Source organism: Thermococcus sp. MV11 (assembly GCF_012027285.1).
Classification (GTDB): Archaea; Methanobacteriota_B; Thermococci; order Thermococcales; family Thermococcaceae; genus Thermococcus; species Thermococcus cleftensis.
In genome coordinates, this window is sequence record NZ_SNUD01000005.1 from 25,870 (window position 1) to 41,646 (window position 15,777).

The following is a 15,777-nucleotide window of genomic DNA, read 5'->3' on the forward strand; positions in this document are numbered from 1 at the left end:
ATAACCCTTTTAACCGTTCGAGGGCTTTTTATTACGGTGGTTCTCATGGTCGCGATAATAGTTCACGGCGGCGCCGGAACGATAAGGAAGGAGGAGCGCATTCCAAAGGTCATTGCTGGTGTTAAAGAGGCCGTTTTAGCGGGCTGGAGGGAGCTTAAGAGGGGCTCAGCTTTAGACGCGGTCGAGGAAGCGGTGAAGGCCCTCGAGGACAATCCGGTCTTCAACGCGGGAACGGGGAGTGTTCTTACCCTCGACGGGAAGGTGGAGATGGACGCGGCAATAATGCGCGGAAAGACCCTCGATGCAGGAGCCGTTGCCGGAATCTGGGGGGTCAAGAACCCGATAAGCGTTGCGAGGAAGGTCATGGAGAAGACCGACCACGTGCTTTTAATCGGGGAAGGAGCTGTAAAGTTTGCGAGGCTTCTCGGCTTCGAGGAGTACGACCCGGTTACCGAGGAGCGGCTGAAGCAGTGGGAGGAGCTCAGAAAGAAGCTCATCGAGAGGGGCGAAACGAGGCACTGGAAGAAGCTGAACGAGCTCATCAGGGAGTACCCCGAGGTGCTGAGGAGCACGGTCGGGGCGGTGGCTTTTGACGGCGAGGAGGTGGTTGCAGGGACATCAACCGGGGGAGTTTTCCTCAAGATGTTCGGCAGGGTCGGTGACACCCCCATAATCGGCGGCGGCACCTACGCCAACGAAGTGGCTGGAGCTTCCTGCACGGGCCTCGGCGAGGTCGCGATAAAGCTCGCCCTGGCTAAAAGCGCCACCGACTTCGTCAGGTTGGGCATGGACGCCCAGAGCGCGAGCGAAGCCGCGATAAGCCTCGCGACCAAGTACTTTGGCCCCGATACCATGGGCATCATAATGGTCGATGCAAAGGGCAACGTCGGCTTCGCGAAAAATACTAAACACATGAGCTACGCCTTCATGAAGGACGGCATGGAGGAACCGGAGGCTGGTGTTTAGTGGGCGCTACCAGGGACATCTGGTACCTGCACTTCGCGACGTTCTTCTTCTTTCTTGGAATAGCCCTAGTCGGTCCTCTCATATCGCCCTTCGCGATATCCCTCGGCGCCGACCCGTTCCTGGTTGGAATAGTCGCCGCGGTCTCCGCGGTCGTGGCCCTCGTGACGAAGCCCCTCGGCGGCTTCCTCGGCGACAGAGGGCTGAGGTTTCACCTGATGGTGGCCGGGACGGTTCTGGGCATCGTCGCTGGGGTTCTCTACGTGCTCTCCTACTACACCTCCCAGCTCTGGCTCTTCGCCCTCGGTAGGGGGCTTCACGGTTTCGCGATGGGCATATTCTTCCCGCCGAACCTCTCCACGGCCATAGACCTCGCGCCTAAGGGCCGCGTTGGAGAGACCCTTGGCTGGAGGGGCACGATGTTCTCGCTCGGCAACCTCATCGGTCCCGCTTTGGGGGGCTACATAACCGATTTCTCGGGCTTCACCGTAGCCTTTTCAGTCGCGGCCTTTCTTTCGCTGGTCTCCACGCTTCTCGTCCTCAACGCCTACCGTCACGTGGGTAAGCACCTGCCCAGGCGGAGGAAGAGCGAGGAGAGGGCCAGCTACCGGCAGCTCCTCAGCCCCTTCTTCGTCTTCGCCTCCCTTGGCCTGCTCTTCATGAGCCTCGCCTACAGCGGCCTCAACACGTTTTTACCTGCTATCTACAAGGTCTCGGGCCTTGGAACGGCCGCCTTCGGGACTTACGCCAGCATAATGGGCGCCTCCTCCCTCTTTACAAGGGTCATTGGGGGAAGGCAGGCCGACCTCAGGGGCCCCGTCAAAGTAGCCTCTTTGGGTCTTTCCCTAATCATAGCGGCCTACGTTATTCTCAACGCCCGCCTCTTCCCTCCCGGGGCCTACGTCAGCGCCGCGATAATCGGAGCCGGCTTCGGCCTGGCCGTTCCGTCGCTCCAGATGATGGCCCTGGCCTACCTCCCCGAGAGGATACGCTCCTTTGGCTCGGGCATATACACGATGTTCTTCGACCTCGGTTTCCTCATCGGTCCGCTTCTTCTCGGTTACGTGGCCAAAGCTTCGGGCTACGGCGCCGTCTTTCCGCTTCTCCCCTGGATAGCCTTCCTGGCCCTGCTCTCGGTTCAGCTCCCAAGGTTTTTAAGCTCTGGAAGTGAGCCGGGTGGGGGGTAGAGATGCTCGTCAGGGTCTCCTACGGAACGGCGATAGCTATGGGACTGATAAGGGCTAGAATGCTTGCCAGACCAACCACCGCGTACCTCATGACCTACCATGAGGGCCGCTGTCGCAACAACTGCGCCTTCTGTCCCCAGGCGAGGGAGAGCAGGGCGGACCTGAAAAAGCTCTCCCGCATAACCTGGCCAGCTTTTGAGGTGGAGGAAGTCGTTGAGGCCCTTCCCTCGGGCCGCTTTGCGAGGATATGCCTCCAGACGATAGACTACCCTGGAATGGTCGAGGACACCTTCAGCCTGCTCCGCGAGCTCCAACCCCTTGGACTGCCGGTTTCCGTCTCGATAACGCCGGTTGAGAAAACCGTCCTCAAGAAGTTTCGCTCCCTTGGGGTGGACTACATCGGCGTTGGCTTGGACGTGGCGAGCGAGAGGCTCTACCCTGAGATAAAGGACTCCCCCTACTCTTGGGGCGATATGTGGGACTTTACCAAGGACATCATCGATGTGTTCGGCCCAGGGAAGGCCCTAATCCACATCATAATAGGCCTCGGCGAGACCGACAGGGAGGCCGTCGAGACATTGGCCAGGGCATACTCGATGGACGCCGACGTTTCCCTCTTCGCGTTCACTCCGGTCAGGGGGACCCGCCTGGAAAACCACCGACCCCCGAGTCTCGCCCGCTATCGCAGGATTCAGCTGGTCAGCTACCTCCTTCGTGAGGGTCTGGTCGGGGTTGATGAGTTGGAGTTCGATGGAAACGGCAATCTTGTCGGCCTCGGCCTGTCCAGGGAGAGGCTCCTCGAGCTCGTTCCGCCAGAGGTCTTTACAACTCACGGTTGCCCCGGTTGCAACAGGCCTTATTACAACGAGAGGCCCAGAAAAGAGCCGTACAACTTCCCGGTAAGGCCGGAAACGGAGTACGTGGAAAGGATCCTTGACTCTATCCTCGGAGGTTCCTCAGAACCTCGTTGAACTCCTCAAGGGAGAACTCCTCCGCCACCTCCTCTCCCCGGGCCAGCCTGACGAGTGCCAGGGCGAAGCTGTGAAGTTCCTCGTCCTCCTTTATCAGGCCCAGCGTGACGTCCATCTCGCTCGCCAGTTCGCCGAGCCGGCCGTTCTGCTTCATTATGAAGAGTATGTCCCCCAGCCGTTTCACGCCCAGCCGGTAGAGGTCGAGACTCGGCGCCCTGTGGATTCCCCGTAAGGCGCACTTGACAGCCCCGCGGTAGTTGTCCTCTTGGACGAAGATATCGGCCATTCTGAAGCATGCCTCGAAGTAGAACTCCGGCTCTTCTTCCCTCGCGAGATCCATTATCTCGTCGAGCTTCTTCTTTGCCGTCTCGAGGTCGCGCCTGTTCTCGGCTTCTATAGCCTCGCGGAAGAGCCTCACGATTCTCTCCCTTCTGTTGAGGGGTTCGTACTTAATCACCATCTCCCTCACCCCTGCTCTCCCTCCAGGCCTCCTCAAAGGCAGGCCAGATTTCATCAAAGTTGCGCTCAACCCTCCACCTTCTGCGGAACGCGTTCAGGAGAACTGTTACGTCCCTTTTTAGCAGCTCGTAGCTCTCGGGGTGGGCGGTGGTTATGTACTGCGCCCAGTCGATGATGAGTATTCCCCCCTCTGTCAGGACGATGTTGAACTCGCTCATATCCGAGTGCACTATGCCGAAGCGGACTATCTTGAGGTACTCCTCGAGGGCCTTCTCGAGTATCTCCCCCGCCTCCTCCCTGCTCAGATCGGTATCGCGAAGCTCCGCCAGCTCGGTGCCCTCGACGAACTCCATGACCACCACGTGCCTGTTCCATGCTATCGGCCTCGGAACCCTCGCTATTGGGCTAAGCAGTGTCAGCGCCTCGTACTCCTTCTTGGCTATCAGCCTCGAAACGTAGAGCCAGCTCGTGTGGTGCTTGTCCTTGAAGACGTGCCTGTGGTAACTGGCTCTCCTCGATGCGGTTCTCCCACCTATGCGGTTGAACTTGACCGCCACCCTCTCGCCCGAGGGCGTTATTCCAACATAGACGTCAGCGTCCTTACCCACCCCAACCTGGGCGGGATTTATGGCCTCCACCACTCCCTTTCTCGCGAGGGCCCTTATCGCCAGGACGTCGTAGCCGTGTATCGTGAGCTGGTAGCCTATGTAGCCTATGTCTCCCCTCCTCACCACCAGGCCCCAATCGTCGAGCTTTCCGAGCCTGAAGGAGGCCGTCTCAACGTCCACTCTCGCGAACCTCGCCACGTCCTCCAGGGGAACCCAGCGGTGGTGGCGCATGTTCAGCTCTACCCCTCTGAGTATCCGGAAGTCAAGGTCCCTGAGGTTGGGATAAGCTTCGAGCGCCAGGAGTTTGCTCACCATCTTCTCTCCCTGAACCTGCTTTTTTGTCGAGATTTATAAAAGTAGTTGGCCGCTCCTGCCCAACAGACTTTTAAACGTTAAACTGTCTATCGAAAACCATGCGCAGGAAGCTCCTCGCCCTTGTGAGCCTCGGCTGGATATTCAATTACGCCCATAGAATGGCCGTTCCACCACTGATACCGATGATAAGGGCCGAGCTGGGCATAAGCAACGCGGAGGCCGGGCTTCTGATGACGGCCCTCTTGCTTCCCTACGCCCTTATTCAGGTCCCTGCTGGTTATATCGGGGACAGGATAGGAAGGAAGTATCTCTTGCTCATCAGCATAATCGGATACTCCATATCATCGGCTCTCATAGTCTTCGCCAGCCAGTACTGGGAGTTGATTGCAGTTCGCGCACTCTACGGCCTGTTCTCCGGCCTGTACTACGCCCCGGCCACCGCGCTCATAAGCGATGTTTACAGGGAGAGGAAGGGTTCCGCTCTGGGAGTCTTCATGGTGGGCCCTCCCGTTGGGAGCGGGATAGCCCCCCTGATAGTGGTTCCGATAGCGGTGAACCTCAAGTGGCGCTACGCCTTTCCGGTGCTCTCGGTTATGAGCCTTGCCGTCGGAATAGCGCTCGCTCTCGCCGTCAGAGGCGAGGTTTCCAGGCCGTCCCGAGTCAGGTTTTCGATTCCGCGGAACGTCATTCCCCTTAGCGTTGCAAACTTCATAGTTCTGGCGGCCTTCTTCGGCCTCCTCACGTTCCTCGTTTCGTTCCTCGTGAACTCTGGGGTTTCGGTGCAGGAAGCTTCCCTGTTCTTCTCCCTGCTGTCCCTCATCGGCATAGCCGGGTCCATCTTCGGCGGCGCCCTCTACGATAGAATCGGAAAGGGGAGCATAGCTATGGTCTTTGGTCTCAACGCCCTCCTAACGCTGGTTCTGGCGCTGACGGCCTCGCCGTGGGTTGTTGTCCCCCTGGGCCTGACCTTCTACTCGGTCGGGGCCATCGTTACCGCCTACACCGCGGAGAAGGCGGGTGAGGAGAACCTTGGTCCTGTCATGGGCTTCGTTAACATGGTTGGCTTCCTCGGTGCCACTGTTGGGCCATACTTCATCGGACTCCTGATAGACAAAACTGGCTATGAGAGGGCCTTTCTGGCTATGCCGGCGATGTATCTGGTTGCCTTAGCGATAATAAAAGTTGAGGAAGTGGCTGAAAAGAGAGAAATCAGCCGTACATGACCTCGTGCATCGCTATCTGCTGGGCCAACCTCTGCTCTGCTCCGAAGACCTTCTCTATGGCCTTGAGGAAGTCTTCCTGGGTAACGTACTCGCGCCTATCCCTTATTGCGAACATTCCCGCCTCGGTGGCTATGGCCTTCAAATCGGCACCGCTCGCTCCCTCGGTCATCTCCGCGATTACGCGCAGGTCCACGTCCTTAAGGTTCATCTTCCTCGTGTGCACCTTGAGTATCTCCAGTCTTCCCCTGAAGTCGGGGAGTGGAACTTCTATCAGCCTGTCAAAGCGTCCGGGCCTTAGCAGGGCCGGGTCGAGTATGTCCGGCCTGTTGGTGGCCGCTATCACTTTCACGTTGCCCCTCGGGTCGAAGCCGTCCATCTCGGCGAGAAGCTGCATGAGGGTCCTGTTCACTTCCCTCTCGCCGCCGGTGGTTTCGTCCATTCTCTTCGCTCCGATGGCGTCGATCTCGTCGATGAAGATTATGGTTGGGGCCTTTTCTTTGGCGAGTTCAAATAACTCGTGGACGAGCCTTGCTCCCTCACCGATGAACTTCCTCACCAGCTCGCTACCGACGACGCGTATGAAGGTTGCGTTGGCCTCGTGGGCCAGGGCCTTGGCCATCAGCGTCTTTCCGCAGCCGGGAGGTCCGTAGAGGAGGACTCCCTTGGGCGGCTCTATTCCGACCCTCTCAAAGAGCTCGGGGTGCTTGAGCGGGAGCTCTATCGCCTCCCTCAGCTCCTGGAGCTGCTTGTCCAGGCCGCCGATGTCATCGTAGCTGACCTTGGGCCTCTCGATGACCTCGAAACCGAGGACGCTCGGATCCTTCTCGCTCGGGAGAAGCTCGACGACGGCCATGGTTCTCTGGTCGAGGGCTACCCTGGAGCCGGGCTTGAGCTTGTCTCTCTCTATCCAGGGGGCTATCCTGACGACAAAGCGTGGTCCGTTGAAGTTCTGGACTATGGCCCTATCATCGTCGAGGACCTCGAGGAGCGTTCCTGCGAAGGCCGGTGGCTGTCTTAACCTCGACATCTCCATTCTGAGGCGCGAGAGTTCCCTTTCCAGCCTCTCTTTGTCAGCCTCGAGGGTTCTCACCTGTAGCTCGAGCTGTCTTATGCGTCTCTTGAGATACGTGACGTAATCATCGTACTCGTCCGATGGTTTGACACCAACGTTTTCAACGCTCATAATTTTCACCTCTCACATGGAATTATCTGAAGAAGGGTCTTTTTAACTCTATCCTTCTCCCAATGTTGATGCGTTGCCTTATATACTTTTGGCCTCGGACGTGCGGATTTGCTGGACGATGCTTCGAGGTAATTTCCAGGTGGTTTAATTTGCGAAATTCTTATTAACTTTAAACACGGAGTATAAGGGAGGTTATACCGAGGGGTGGGTTGTAATGAGGGTGGAGATAAAGTTCAGGCCCGCGGAGGAGGGCACTATTCTTCCGTTCAACTACAACTATGACGTTTACACGCAGCTCCTCGAGAAGATGGCGATAGTTTCTCCCGAGATTGCTAGGGAAGCCGAGGTGAGCCATGTCGATTACTTCACTTTCTCTCGCATAATGGTGAGGAAGCGCGAACTCATTCCAGACCGCGGGATAAGGGTTCTCTCAGATGACGTTTCTCTCTACGTCTCCTCCTCATCGAGCGAGCTGATAAAGGCCGTCGTTGAGGGCTTCATCGATAGTCCCGTTCTCCAGATAGGTGATGCCGCCTTTATTGCCGAGGACATAAAGGTTCTCAAGGAGCCTAAAATTGAGAGAAGTGCCCTTTTCTCGACCCTCAGCCCGATAATGGTAAGGACCGTCAAGCTCAGCGGTAACAGAATGAAGATATGGGATCTCTACCCCAACGAGGAGAGCTTCTTTGACAAGCTCCGCAAGGTAATGCTAATGCGTTACTCGGCTATAATGGGGGAGATGCCCGAGGAGAGGGATTTCTCAATCGAGGTCGTTAAGTTCAAGCCCGTTAGGATACTCGTCAAGGACACCTACTACCGCGGTTCTCTCATGATATTCCGCTACACCGGCTCGAGGGAGATAGCCCGCTTCGGCTACGAGAACGGCTTTGGGGAGAAGACCAGGTACGGCTTTGGAATGGTCAAGGTGATAGATGAAGAGCAAGAACCAGGAGGCCGAGAATAAACTCTATCCCCCAGACTATAGCCACCAGCCGCGGCTCCGTTACCCTGACCCTTCTCATTATCAGCCCCAGAAAGCTCGGGTATGGTGGAGCTTTCAGCGTTCCGTCCGGCATCACTTCCGTCCTCCCGTGCTTTCTGACGCCGAAACGGACGCCGAGGGCCTTTATCGTGAAGTCCAGGAAGTGCGGGACCAGCAGAACCGCCGCGCAGACTTCGACCTTGCCGGTTATCCCTACCAGCCCTATCAGCGCGCCTAGGCTCAGGGTTCCGGTATCTCCCGGAAATACCCTCGCTGGATAGCGGTTCCACCAGAGGAAGCCGAGGGCCGCTCCCGTCCCGGTGAGTGCCAGCCACCTGGCCGGGCCGTCTGTTATGGCGGCGAGGAAAGCCAGGGCTATCGCGCTCGTTCCCACCTCCAGCCCGTTGAATCCCGCGAGCATGTTCACAAGGTTGGCGGAGCCCGTGACGAAGAGAACGGCGAAGACTGGGTACAGGATTCCTAGATTTATCGTGTATCCAAAAACGCTCACCTCGCTGGAGGCGCCGAGAAAGGCCGCGGGAACGGCCGCCAGCAGGGACAGCGCAACCTTGTGGGACTGCTTTAATGCCGTCAGGTCGTCTATCACCCCAACGACGCCAAAGAGCAGGAACGTGATGAGGGCCCTCGCGGTTTCAGCGTCGAGGAACGGCGCGAGGGCAAAGGGAATCGCGATGAGCAGTGCCAGCCCGCCCATCTCGGCCACTTCCGGGCGGTTGGGCTTGTGTATGTCCCTTCCCACCACCCCTGCGTTCTTCAAGGTTTTGGCCAGGTAAGGCGTCAGGATGAGCGTCAGGGTTAAACCTATAAGCGGAGCCACCTCAATCATACTCAGGCACCCTACCCCTTTACGAGCGTTCGAAAATAAATCCTTCGGTGAAATGGCATGGACATCAAGCTGGTGGTCTTCGACCTTGACGGCACCCTCGTCGGTGCGCCGAAGCCCTTCGCTCAACTCAAGGAGGAGCTTAAGACACGCCTTCTGGCAGAGGGCATTCCAGAGCGCCTTCTTGGCGATCTCACGCCGATGTACGAGAGCCTTCAGAGGATAGCCCGGGAAACCGGACGGGAATTCGGGAAGCTTTACGCTCACCTCGTGAGGCTTGAGACGGAGAGAATGGAGGAAAGCTTTCTCTTTGACGGTGTTATCGACGCCTTAGACTTCTTGAGGAGCCGGGGAGTTCGGCTGGCGGTGATGACCCGAAGCTCCAGGGAAGCAGCGCTCAGGGCCCTTGAGATGCACGGAATTTCTGATTACTTCGATGTGGTCTCCACCAGGGACGACGTTACGGCCGATGAACTCAAGCCCAATCCCGGCCAGCTGGAGCGCATAGTCTCGACCCTCGGCGTCCCCCCCGAGAAGACCCTCGTCGTCGGCGACCACGGCTACGATGTTCTTCCGGCCAGGGAGCTGGGCGCGCTCTCCGTTATTGTGACCTCCCATGAGTCGGGAAGAATGAGCTTCTCGGTCGATGCCGAGCCGGACTTTGAGGTTCCCACGATGAGGGAATTCACGACCCTCGCTGAGAATCTCCTGAGCACCTACATCGTTGTCCCCGCATACAACGAGGAGCTGATGGTGGGCAAAGTCCTCGACGATCTCCTCCGCTACTTCAGGCGCGATGAGATAGTGGTTGTGAACGACGGCTCCATGGACAGAACGGGGGAGATAGCGCGTTCTCGGGGCGTTCGAGTCCTAACCCACCTCATCAACCGGGGTCTTGGCGGGGCCCTTGGAACTGGAATAGCGTACTCCCTCAGGAAAGGCGCTCGGCTGGTGGTTACCTTCGACGCCGACGGCCAGCACCTTGTAAGTGACGCCCTCCGCGTCATGAGGCCAGTCGCTGAGGGAAGGGCCGACTTCGCGGTCGGCTCTAGGCTCAAGGGCGACACCAGGGAGATGCCCTTCGTGAAGCGCTTTGGCAACTTCATTCTCGACGCCATAACTGCCGTCTTCGCCGGAAAGTACGTGAGCGACAGCCAGAGCGGGCTGAGATGCTTCAGTAGGGACTGTGCCGCGAAGATAAGGATAACCTGCGACCGCTACGCAGTCTCCAGCGAGATCATCATCGAGGCTTCTAAAGCAGGTTGCAGAATCGTTGAGGTTCCAATCAAGGCTGTCTACACGGAGTACTCGATGAAGAAGGGTACCAACATACTCGAGGGCGTCAAGATAGCCCTCAACCTGCTGTTTGACAAGCTGAGGTGATGGTGATGTACGCGGTGCAATACATAGCTATAACGGTCGTTCTCGTGCTGATGGTCTATGTCCTGGGAAGGTACGGGAAGAAGGAGTTCGAGTGGGGCGACTTCCTTTTCTGGGAGACCATACTCCTCGGCCTTCTGATAGTTTCCATCTTCCCCGTCGAGATAGCCAACGAGATAAAGAAGCTCCTGGGCCTGGGAAGGGGCCTCGATGCCCTCTTCGTCATAGGTATCGGCCTTTCGTATATCCTGATCTTCAAGGTCTACCTCGCCGTGGACAAGACCGAGAGGGAAATCACCGAACTCACGAGAAAGGTGGCGATAGAACTGGAGGAGATAAACGAGAAGCTGGAGAAAATCGAGGAGAGGCTCAATCCCTGAACTCCCCGAAGAGTTCCTCGAGGAACGCCCTCACTCTCTCCTTCGGCAGCTTGAACTGCCTTATCTTCACTATCCCCTTTTCCTGTGCCTCCCTGAGGAGTATCTCGGTGGCCTCGTTGGGGTACATCTCCTCGTAGACTATCTCCTTTATGCCCGCGTTTATGACCAGCTTGAAGCAGGTGTCGCAGGGAAAGTGGGTGACGTAGAGCGTCGCTCCCTCAAGGCTTATCCCCTTCCTTGCCGCCATCGCTATGACGTTCTGCTCCGCATGAACAGCTCTGTGACAATGGCCATCGACGATCAGGCAGCCGATGTCTATACAGTGGTCCATTCCCCTTGGCGCCCCGTTGTAGCCGGTGGCGAGAATGTAGCCGTCCTTGACCGCAACTGCACCTACCCTCAGGCGCGGGCAGGTTGCCCTGAGAGAGACCAGCTTGGCTATGAGCATGAAGTACTCGTCCTTGGTGGGGCGGATTCTCTTTATCCTCCCCGCCTTTTCCCTGTCGAGGAATATCTCAACCGGCATACCACATCACTGCACGCGGTTGTTGAACATGTTGTTCCCGCTCATCTCCACCAGGATTCTGAATATCCTCTCGTCGTAACTCGGGTGGGTCTCGATTATCTGAACCTTCTGTTTCCTCTCGATGGACGGCTCGATGCTAGGGAGGGCGCCCATCTTGACGCCAACGCGCAGGTCCTCGTAGTACTTGAGCTCTTCGAGGGCGCGCTTGAGGTTCATCGGCGTGTCGAGCAGTCTCAGCGCGGTCTCGTCCGCCTGGAACTCGCGCTCCTTGTGGAAGTTCGCCCTGGTTACCTCGTAGAGGGCGAGCAGAGTAACGGCCGCCAGGCTTACGGCGAGGCTTCTGGTGAGGAGTACGAGCACGGCTGTGAAGAGCACCATGAGGTACCTCCCGTAGGCGAGGAGGGGGAACGTCCTGGTGTCGCCGTTCTTTATGTGGCCCAGCTCGTGGGCTGCGACCGCTAGTATTTCCCCCTGGTCTAAAACTTCGAAGAGGCCGAGGGAGAGCACTATAGTGTTCTTGAAGGAGTACGCCGTGGGTATGTAGTCGTCGAGGATATATACTCTGGGCATTGGAAGGCCTGCCTTTTTGGCCATCTCTGCTATGCCGTCGTAGAGCCAGGGCATCTCTTCCCTCTGGAGGGGAACGTAGTTCCCCTTTACGTCCATGGTGGAGACCCAGAGGTAGAGAGCCAGCACTGTTCCGAAGGCCACCAGCGATATCTCTAGGCCCAGCTCCGCCAGCGCTATTACCGCCAGCAGAACTTCAAGGGCTATAACGATGAACAGCATCTTCATCACTTCTTAATCTTGGACAGGTACGCGTAGGTCGCCTCCTTGAAGTTCGTCATGAGAGCGTCCAAGATGCTCTGGACGACCTTCTCCTCGAACTCCTCTCTCGTGGTGGTTATTGTGTAGACGTATCTCATTCCTCCCCTTCCTTTCTCGACACTCCTCTTGAGCAGCCCCCTTTCACAGAGGCGGTTCATGAGTATGCTTATCGTCGAGCGCCTTATGTCAGGGTGCTTTTCTTTCATGTACTCGTAGACCTGGCCTGCCGTCGCCACCTTGACCTTCCACATGTGCTCCATTATCTCGGCCTCGAGGGGCGGGAGAACGGCTTTCATTCCTTCTTCAGTGAGCTTGAACTCGTGCGGTTCCATGCCCATCACCGTCCTTTCTCTTGGTATTTGATAGGGTATCGTGGCTAAAAAGTTTTTGTGCAGGAGTGTTCTCTTCTGTACTGTGGCCGTCGGGAATTAGATTTTTAAAGTCAGTGATTGAGTAGTTATGGGCCTGGGCCGGTGGCTTAGCCAGGATAGAGCGTCGGCCTCCGGAGCCGAAGGTCGCGGGTTCAAATCCCGCCCGGCCCGCCAGTTACAAACTTCGCCTGCGCGAAGTTTGATCAGAGTTGTGGCTCCTCCTAGAGGCTTTCTTCAGTCACTTGGAGTGTCTGGGTTTGGAATCTTTTGGTTGAGAAACTCGTTGCCCAAGACTGTCCACCAACCGTTATAAGGGATCACCTTTAACTTTCCCGTTAGGTGTCAGTTATGGAGGACCACCACCTTTTCGATTTGTCGGACTACAAGGTTTTAATCCCGAAGAAGCCCGATATCCATTACCTCTACCTCGAGATAACCAACCGCTGCAACCTCCGGTGCGAGATGTGCTTCAAGCAGTACTGGGAGGACCCAGAGGGGGACATGGACTGGGAGCTGTTCCTCAAAATCCTCGACGACGCCGAGGAGCTTCCGGAGCTTGAGATGATATACTTCGGCGGAATCGGCGAGCCGACCGTTCACCCGCGCTTCATGGACATGGCCAGAGAGGTCAAGAAACGCGGCTTCGCCCTTGGCATAAGCACCAACGGCTTCCTTCTAACGGACAAGAGGATAGAGGAGCTTGTAAAGCTTGGCCTCGACCTGATTTACTTCTCCATAGACTCCGTTCCAACTCAGCCCGTTGACATCGGCCACATAAAGCCGGACTACACGAGCTCGCGCATAAGGAAGATTCAGGAGGTGAAGGAGAAACTGGGAAGCGACGTTCCGCACATCGGCGTCGAGGTCGTCGCAACGAAGGAGAACTACGAGGAGCTACCGGAGATAGCGCACTACGTCGGCTCCCTCGGCGTTGATACGCTCCTGATCTCAAACCTTATCCCAATAACCAAGGAGCACTCCGAGCTAATCGTTTATGATGGGAGCGTCGATATGAAGCCCATCGTCGATAAGCTGGAAGCAATTTACCACGGTTACCTGCACAAAATAGCCGAGTTCTCCCTGAGAACCGAGAGGAAGTGCGAGTTCGTCGAGAAGAAGGTCGCCGTCGTCAGGTGGGACGGCGAAGTCGCCCCATGCTACCGCTTCCTGCACACTTACCCCGAGATAGTCTTCGGTAGGGAGAAGAAGGTTTACGCCTACTCCTTCGGCAACGTCAGGGAGAAGAGCCTGAAGGAGATTTGGACGAGCAGGGAATACAGCTGGTTCCGTTACGTTGTTAAAAACGCCCTCTACCCGAGCTGTACCGACTGCCCCCTCAACGAGTCCTGCTCCTTCGTCCAGGACACCAACTACGACTGCTGGGGAAATACCCCCAGCTGTGCCGACTGTTTATGGGCTAGGAGAATAGTGCTCTGCCCGATTCCCGAGAAGGGCATGAAGGGCTTCTGGTGACTACATTCTTTCGTTTTCCGTCAGTTCGGTTTTTTCTGGCTTCTCCCGGGGACTGACGGAAACGGGAAGTGGTTTGAAGTGGAAAACAACCATTCGGGTTTTCGACCGATTGTATTGGAATGTTAAACAAAAATGCTTAATTTGTTCATCATTGTCCCTTTTTTTGCTTTCGTCAAATTTATTAGCATTAATGTACAAAAATGATTCCAAGAACCTTTGGAGGCATGAATGTATGTTCGCGTACTGGGGTAAGATTTTGAGGGTGAACCTGACAGATGGAACCATCAAGGAAGAGACCTTCGACGAGAAGTTCGCCAAGAAGTGGCTCGGGACGAGGGGGTTCGGCATCTACTACCTCCTCAAGGAGATGGACCCGACCGTGGATCCCTTCAGCCCGGAGAACAAGATGATTTTCGCCACCGGGCCTCTGACCGGAACCACCGCTCCCACCGGTGGGAGGTACATGGTGATAACCAAGAGCCCGCTGACGGGCTATATTGCAATGGCGAACTCGGGTGGATTCTTTGGTGCGGAGCTCAAGTTCGCGGGCTGGGACGCCATCATAGTGGAAGGAGCCTCCGACCACCCGGTTTACCTCTACATAAACGACGAGAGCGTTGAGATTCGCGACGCCAGCCACCTCTGGGGCAAGACCTCCACCGAGACCGAGGAGGCCCTCAAGGAGGAAATCGGAGACAAGAGAATCCGCGTTGCACTCATAGGTCCTGCCGGCGAGAACCTCGTTCGCTTTGCCGCGGTGATGAACGATGAGCACAGGGCCGCCGGTAGGGGTGGCGTTGGTGCAGTGATGGGAAGCAAGAAGCTGAAGGCGATAGTCGTCCGCGGACACAAGCGCGTTGAGGTTGCCGACAGGGCGAAGTTCACGAGCGTCGTCAAGGAGAAGACCGACAAGCTCAGGAACGACCCGACCGCCGGCGGTGGACTGCCGAAGTATGGAACGGCCGTTTTAGTTAACATCATCAACCAGAACGGCCTCTACCCAACGAGGAACTTCCAGTACAGCCAGTTCGAGTACGCGGAGGAGCAGAGCGGTGAGGCCATGGCGGCCAAGTACCTCATCAGGAACAAGCCGTGCTACGCCTGTCCGATAGGCTGTGGAAGGGTCAACAAGCTCCCAACCCTCGGCATAACTGAAGGGCCTGAGTATGAGAGCATATGGGCGCTCGGAGCGCACAACGGAATAAACGACCTCGCGAGCATAATCGAGGCCAACCACTGGGCCGACGAGTACGGTATGGACACCATAAGCCTCGGCGGAACCCTCGCGACTGCGATGGAGCTCTACGAGAAGGGCCTGCTCAAGCAGGAGGACCTCGGCGAGGAGGCTCCGCCCTTCAGGTGGGGCAACACGGAGGTTCTGCACTACTACATCGAGAAGATCGCCAAGAGGGAGGGCTTCGGTGACAAGCTCGCCGAGGGCGGCTACCGCCTGGCCGAGATGTACAACGGTACGGAGTACTTCATGGGTGTCAAGAAGCAGGAGCTTCCTGCATATGACCCGCGCGGAGCGGAGGGACACGGCCTCGGCTACGCCACCAACAACCGCGGCGGCTGCCACATCAAGCAGTACATGATAAGCCCAGAGATACTCGGCTATCCCTACAAGATGGACCCGCACGACATAAGCGACGAGAAGGTCAAGATGGTCATACTCTTCCAGGACTTAACTGCCCTCATTGACGCCGCCGGACTCTGTGTCTTCACGACCTTCGGTCTCGGAGCGGACGACTACCGCGACATGCTGAACGCGGCCCTTGGCTGGGACCTCTCGACCGAGGAGTACCTCAAGATAGGCGAGCGCATCTGGAACGCCGAGAGGCTCTTCAACCTCAGGGCCGGCCTCGACCCGCTCAAGGAGGACACCCTGCCGAAGAGACTGCTTGAGGAGCCCGTCAGGAACGGGCCGAACAAGGGGCACGTCGTCAGGCTGCACCTGATGCTTCCGAAGTACTACAAGTTCCGCGGCTGGACCGAGGACGGAAAGATAACCGAGGAGAAGATGAAGGAGCTCGGTATCGACGAGTTCTGAGGCAAGTTTTCCACTTTGGTTTATTTTCCATATT

Annotated in this window: 16 protein-coding genes and 1 tRNA gene; 10 read left to right on the forward strand and 7 right to left on the reverse strand. The window is 57.0% G+C overall.

The features are described 5' to 3' along the window. Window positions 1-45: 45 nt before the first annotated feature. Genes E3E27_RS10370 through E3E27_RS10380 form a run of 3 tightly spaced genes read left to right on the forward strand, consistent with a single transcriptional unit; the run spans window position 46 to window position 3,121 of the window. Window positions 46-966, forward strand: a complete 921-nt coding sequence (locus E3E27_RS10370) for an isoaspartyl peptidase/L-asparaginase family protein (protein ID WP_167774550.1) — start codon at window positions 46-48, stop codon at window positions 964-966. Continuing rightward, complete coding sequence (locus E3E27_RS10375) at window positions 966-2,150, forward strand: MFS transporter (protein ID WP_167774524.1); 1,185 nt, start codon at window positions 966-968, stop codon at window positions 2,148-2,150. Before E3E27_RS10370 ends, E3E27_RS10375 begins: the two co-directional genes overlap by 1 nt. A 2-nt stretch (window positions 2,151-2,152) precedes the next feature. Then, window positions 2,153-3,121 carry a radical SAM protein gene (locus E3E27_RS10380; RefSeq protein WP_167774525.1) on the forward strand — a complete coding sequence of 323 codons (969 nt, stop codon included), beginning with the start codon at window positions 2,153-2,155 and terminating at the stop codon, window positions 3,119-3,121. Here the strand turns inward: E3E27_RS10380 and E3E27_RS10385 are convergent. Both E3E27_RS10385 and E3E27_RS10390 read right to left on the reverse strand, forming a co-directional pair. Beyond that, a complete protein-coding gene (locus tag E3E27_RS10385) occupies window positions 3,090-3,581 on the reverse strand; it encodes a hypothetical protein (RefSeq protein ID WP_014789168.1) in 492 nt (163 codons plus the stop codon). The genes E3E27_RS10380 and E3E27_RS10385 overlap by 32 nt on opposite strands. Next, window positions 3,571-4,503 carry a serine/threonine-protein kinase RIO2 gene (locus tag E3E27_RS10390; protein ID WP_167774526.1) on the reverse strand — a complete coding sequence of 311 codons (933 nt, stop codon included), beginning with the start codon at window positions 4,501-4,503 and terminating at the stop codon, window positions 3,571-3,573. The genes E3E27_RS10385 and E3E27_RS10390 overlap by 11 nt, the downstream gene beginning before the upstream one ends. Before the next feature lie 98 nt (window positions 4,504-4,601). On the opposite strand from E3E27_RS10390, the gene E3E27_RS10395 reads away from it, so the two are divergent. Next, complete coding sequence (locus E3E27_RS10395) at window positions 4,602-5,726, forward strand: MFS transporter (protein WP_167774527.1); 1,125 nt, start codon at window positions 4,602-4,604, stop codon at window positions 5,724-5,726. On the opposite strand, the gene E3E27_RS10400 is transcribed toward E3E27_RS10395, so the two are convergent. After that, complete coding sequence (locus E3E27_RS10400; protein WP_014789171.1) at window positions 5,713-6,909, reverse strand: proteasome-activating nucleotidase; 1,197 nt, start codon at window positions 6,907-6,909, stop codon at window positions 5,713-5,715. The two genes, E3E27_RS10395 and E3E27_RS10400, sit on opposite strands and share 14 nt — an antisense overlap. A 214-nt stretch (window positions 6,910-7,123) precedes the next feature. On the opposite strand from E3E27_RS10400, the gene cas6 reads away from it, so the two are divergent. Beyond that, window positions 7,124-7,873, forward strand: a complete 750-nt coding sequence (gene cas6 / locus E3E27_RS10405) for a CRISPR-associated endoribonuclease Cas6 (RefSeq protein WP_167774528.1) — start codon at window positions 7,124-7,126, stop codon at window positions 7,871-7,873. On the opposite strand, the gene E3E27_RS10410 is transcribed toward cas6, so the two are convergent. Next, entirely contained in the window at window positions 7,830-8,738 is a 909-nt protein-coding gene (locus E3E27_RS10410; protein WP_167774529.1) for a glycosyltransferase 4 family protein, read from the reverse strand. The two genes, cas6 and E3E27_RS10410, sit on opposite strands and share 44 nt — an antisense overlap. Window positions 8,739-8,795: 57 nt before the next feature. Here E3E27_RS10410 and E3E27_RS10415 point away from each other — a divergent pair, with 57 nt between their 5' ends. Together E3E27_RS10415 and E3E27_RS10420 are read left to right on the forward strand one after the other, a co-directional pair. Continuing rightward, a complete protein-coding gene (locus E3E27_RS10415) occupies window positions 8,796-10,118 on the forward strand; it encodes an HAD family hydrolase (protein WP_167774530.1) in 1,323 nt (440 codons plus the stop codon). 5 nt (window positions 10,119-10,123) lie between these two features. Then, the gene (locus E3E27_RS10420; protein WP_167774551.1) at window positions 10,124-10,495 is read left to right on the forward strand and encodes a DUF2304 domain-containing protein; all 372 of its coding nucleotides are present in this window, start codon (window positions 10,124-10,126) and stop codon (window positions 10,493-10,495) included. Here the strand turns inward: E3E27_RS10420 and E3E27_RS10425 are convergent. The 3 genes from E3E27_RS10425 to E3E27_RS10435 are packed head-to-tail and all read right to left on the reverse strand — an operon-like array spanning window position 10,485 to window position 12,181. After that, window positions 10,485-11,021 carry a cytidine/deoxycytidylate deaminase family protein gene (locus E3E27_RS10425; RefSeq protein WP_167774531.1) on the reverse strand — a complete coding sequence of 179 codons (537 nt, stop codon included), beginning with the start codon at window positions 11,019-11,021 and terminating at the stop codon, window positions 10,485-10,487. The genes E3E27_RS10420 and E3E27_RS10425 overlap by 11 nt on opposite strands. Before the next feature lie 6 nt (window positions 11,022-11,027). After that, entirely contained in the window at window positions 11,028-11,810 is a 783-nt protein-coding gene (locus E3E27_RS10430) for a M48 family metallopeptidase (protein WP_167774552.1), read from the reverse strand. Window positions 11,811-11,815: 5 nt separating this feature from the next. Next, a complete protein-coding gene (locus E3E27_RS10435; RefSeq protein WP_014789178.1) occupies window positions 11,816-12,181 on the reverse strand; it encodes a BlaI/MecI/CopY family transcriptional regulator in 366 nt (121 codons plus the stop codon). A 135-nt stretch (window positions 12,182-12,316) separates the two neighbouring features. On the opposite strand from E3E27_RS10435, the gene E3E27_RS10440 reads away from it, so the two are divergent. The 3 genes from E3E27_RS10440 to E3E27_RS10450 all read left to right on the forward strand — a co-directional run bounded on the left by E3E27_RS10440 (window position 12,317) and on the right by E3E27_RS10450 (window position 15,743). After that, window positions 12,317-12,394 (forward strand) — tRNA-Arg (locus E3E27_RS10440). Between the two features lie 174 nt (window positions 12,395-12,568). Then, window positions 12,569-13,693, forward strand: coding sequence for a tungsten cofactor oxidoreductase radical SAM maturase (locus E3E27_RS10445; RefSeq protein WP_167774553.1), 1,125 nt, complete (start codon window positions 12,569-12,571; stop codon window positions 13,691-13,693). Between the two features lie 232 nt (window positions 13,694-13,925). Further along, window positions 13,926-15,743, forward strand: coding sequence for an aldehyde ferredoxin oxidoreductase family protein (locus E3E27_RS10450; protein WP_167774532.1), 1,818 nt, complete (start codon window positions 13,926-13,928; stop codon window positions 15,741-15,743). Window positions 15,744-15,777 lie beyond the last annotated feature (34 nt).

Bases quoted from the DNA above. Each gene is read 5' to 3' on its own strand.
- E3E27_RS10370 (WP_167774550.1), top strand. From the start codon at position 46: ATGGTCGCGATAATAGTTCACGGCGGCGCCGGAACGATAAGGAAGGAG.
- E3E27_RS10380 (WP_167774525.1), top strand. From the start codon at position 2,153: ATGCTCGTCAGGGTCTCCTACGGAACGGCGATAGCTATGGGACTGATA.
- E3E27_RS10385 (WP_014789168.1), bottom strand. From the start codon at position 3,581: ATGGTGATTAAGTACGAACCCCTCAACAGAAGGGAGAGAATCGTGAGG.
- E3E27_RS10390 (WP_167774526.1), bottom strand. From the start codon at position 4,503: ATGGTGAGCAAACTCCTGGCGCTCGAAGCTTATCCCAACCTCAGGGAC.
- E3E27_RS10395 (WP_167774527.1), top strand. From the start codon at position 4,602: ATGCGCAGGAAGCTCCTCGCCCTTGTGAGCCTCGGCTGGATATTCAAT.
- E3E27_RS10400 (WP_014789171.1), bottom strand. From the start codon at position 6,909: ATGAGCGTTGAAAACGTTGGTGTCAAACCATCGGACGAGTACGATGAT.
- cas6 (WP_167774528.1), top strand. From the start codon at position 7,124: ATGAGGGTGGAGATAAAGTTCAGGCCCGCGGAGGAGGGCACTATTCTT.
- E3E27_RS10410 (WP_167774529.1), bottom strand. From the start codon at position 8,738: ATGATTGAGGTGGCTCCGCTTATAGGTTTAACCCTGACGCTCATCCTG.
- E3E27_RS10415 (WP_167774530.1), top strand. From the start codon at position 8,796: ATGGACATCAAGCTGGTGGTCTTCGACCTTGACGGCACCCTCGTCGGT.
- E3E27_RS10420 (WP_167774551.1), top strand. From the start codon at position 10,124: ATGTACGCGGTGCAATACATAGCTATAACGGTCGTTCTCGTGCTGATG.
- E3E27_RS10425 (WP_167774531.1), bottom strand. From the start codon at position 11,021: ATGCCGGTTGAGATATTCCTCGACAGGGAAAAGGCGGGGAGGATAAAG.
- E3E27_RS10430 (WP_167774552.1), bottom strand. From the start codon at position 11,810: ATGCTGTTCATCGTTATAGCCCTTGAAGTTCTGCTGGCGGTAATAGCG.
- E3E27_RS10435 (WP_014789178.1), bottom strand. From the start codon at position 12,181: ATGGAACCGCACGAGTTCAAGCTCACTGAAGAAGGAATGAAAGCCGTT.
- E3E27_RS10445 (WP_167774553.1), top strand. From the start codon at position 12,569: ATGGAGGACCACCACCTTTTCGATTTGTCGGACTACAAGGTTTTAATC.
- E3E27_RS10450 (WP_167774532.1), top strand. From the start codon at position 13,926: ATGTTCGCGTACTGGGGTAAGATTTTGAGGGTGAACCTGACAGATGGA.